Raw genomic sequence first — 2,427 nt, forward strand, 5'->3', positions numbered from 1 at the left:
GCAAACGGCGCAGACGGGACGAATTCTGTTTGTAACTCAATAGTTCGCCTCCTTTCAAAGATCAGATATCCCGGAAACTTCGGGATAACTTTATATCATTCTCCGTTATAATCATAGCAGGCGGGTTCTGTTCTGCCAATTAAAGATAAAGGAGATTGGTATATGTACACAAATTTTTCGTTGGAGGAAGTCATAGCGGCTGTAGATGATTTTTTAGTAAAAAGCGGTCTTTCAGACAACACTCTATCCAGGTACAGACGTTTTGGCTTCAATTATTATAGGGACGGATTCTCAGCAGAGGGATGCTACTTTTACTCAGAGGATCTGGCAGAATCTCTTGTTGTAAAATTTCATCAGCAGGTACTCAATGGGCAACAGTCGGAGCGGGATTTTCGTACAATCCGAAAAGTTCACGAATTAATGAAGGAGCATGTCAAAAACGGCAAAATCCTTTATCATGACCTGCCCTTTTGGAACATCCAATATCCCTGTAACGAATTGAAAGAAGCACTGGACAGATACCTTGCAAGCATGGAACAGTTGGGTTACTCGGAACTCACAATCAGGGATGCTAACTCAATCATACGACTTTTTCTGCTGCATATGGAATCTAAAGGGAAGCACACGTTAGATTGCTTTTCCGCTGAGGATATTGAAAATTATCTTCCTGTCCTACGCAAAAAGTGGTCTTCCGGAATGTCGAATCCAATCTGTTATTTGAGAGGCTTTTTTGCATTTTTGTATGAAAGGCAAGAAATCCGCCAGGATCTGTCTCTTGTTTTGAAGGTCAATGCTGCAAGCAAAATCAAAGTGAAGAAAGGTTTTGAAGCAGATGAGATCGAAGCAATACTCGCAGCAATAGATCGAAGCACCCCCTTGGGGAAACGCAATTTTGCAATGATAACCCTTGCAGTCCATTCTGGATTACGGCAGATCGATGTGCTGAACTTAAAGTTACAGGATATTCATTGGAAAGACGCAGAAATAAGTATCGTCCAGCGAAAAACCAATCGCCAACTGATTCTTCCGCTGGATCAGGAAACCGGTGATGCCATCGCAGACTACCTCTTACACGGAAGGCCCGCTTCAAAATCGACGTTTGTATTTCTGCGGTCAGTTGCTCCATATACGAATTTGAAAGTTGGCTCCTGCATTGGCAGCCGCATCGTACAAAAATATGCCGCGCTCTCTGGAGTAGTATGGACGACCGAGGAACGTAAAGGGTTTCATAGTTTTAGAAGATCGCTTGGCCGGGAGTTGCTGGAAAATGATGTCCCATTGTGCACGATTAGTGAGATTTTGGGCCATGCCAACCGCAATTCCACGAAACAATATCTTTCTGTGGATGTGAAACATCTCCGGGAGTGTGCGCTTCCTCTCAACGAACTCAGATGTACGAAGGAGGCTCTACTATGACCGTATATTCAAGCCGCCTGGCATCGTATATTTCTGACCTCATTGCGCAAAAACACTTGCTAGGCTATTCGTTTGCGTATGGCGAACTTGCCTTAAAATGGTTTGACGAGTTTTGCTCTGAGAATTACCCACAGGAATCAACAATAACACGCGCAATGGGACTTGCTTGGGCTGTAAGGCGTCCAACTGAAAAGCCTGTATCTACGGCCAAACGGCTTGCTCCTGTGCGTGAGCTGGCAAAATACATGCTGCGGAAGGGTGTGGACGCATATGTCATTCCGAATGAATTTGTAAAACAGCCAGCGGTCAGATATGCTCCGCATATTTTTACAGATAAAGAATTGGAGTGCTTTTTTCATGAGACAGATTCGATTCATCCCCATATTCACAAAGAATGTATGGAACCACTGGTCATGCCCGTGATCTTCCGCCTTATCTATACATGTGGACTGAGGCCGCAGGAAGGCCGGCTTATAAAGCGGAAGGATATCAACCTCGAAGAAGGCGTTTTGTTCATTCCAGAGTCTAAAAGGCACAAAGACAGATTTGTTGTCATCCCCGAAGATATGCTGGAGCTTTGTCGGAGATATGACACTATTATCCGAAAGAAGGTTCCGCAAAATGAGTATTTCTTTCCGTCAGGTGATTTCACATGCTATCATGCTGTAACACTTGAAGCTAACTTCAAACGGTACTGGAAGAATGCAGGTCTATGGCCGGAGACAAAGGGAAATAATCCCAGAATTTATGATTTCCGACACACTTTCGCGACAAAAAGGCTATATCAATGGATGAAAGATGGACGTGACATAGATGCCTGTCTGCCCTTTTTGAGTGCATATATGGGGCATGCGCATCTTTCTCAAACTGCGTACTATATTCACCTTGTCCCTGAAATTTTCCCCACACTTAGCGGACTAGACTGGGAGAGGTTCTCAAAGCTGATACCGGAGGTGGCCGAAAATGAAATATAATGATGCACTTTTCTTGAAAACCGTCCGGGACTTTCTA

General features: G+C 44.1%; 2 protein-coding genes. Both read left to right on the forward strand.

Going from position 1 to position 2,427, the window contains the following annotated elements:
* Positions 1 to 162 precede the first annotated feature (162 nt).
* Positions 163 to 1,416 (forward strand): site-specific integrase, encoded by a 1,254-nt coding sequence (locus tag ACI4L0_RS09910; RefSeq protein ID WP_439800012.1) that lies wholly within the window; start codon positions 163 to 165, stop codon positions 1,414 to 1,416.
* Entirely contained in the window at positions 1,413 to 2,390 is a 978-nt protein-coding gene (locus ACI4L0_RS09915; protein WP_439800013.1) for a tyrosine-type recombinase/integrase, read from the forward strand. The genes ACI4L0_RS09910 and ACI4L0_RS09915 overlap by 4 nt, the downstream gene beginning before the upstream one ends.
* Positions 2,391 to 2,427 lie beyond the last annotated feature (37 nt).

The organism is Treponema sp. (assembly GCF_051883275.1).
Lineage (GTDB): Bacteria > Spirochaetota > Spirochaetia > Treponematales > Treponemataceae > Treponema_D.

Excerpts from the sequence above, each read along its gene's own strand:
- ACI4L0_RS09915 (WP_439800013.1), top strand. The coding sequence starts at position 1,413 with ATGACCGTATATTCAAGCCGCCTGGCATCGTATATTTCTGACCTCATT.
- ACI4L0_RS09910 (WP_439800012.1), top strand. The coding sequence starts at position 163 with ATGTACACAAATTTTTCGTTGGAGGAAGTCATAGCGGCTGTAGATGAT.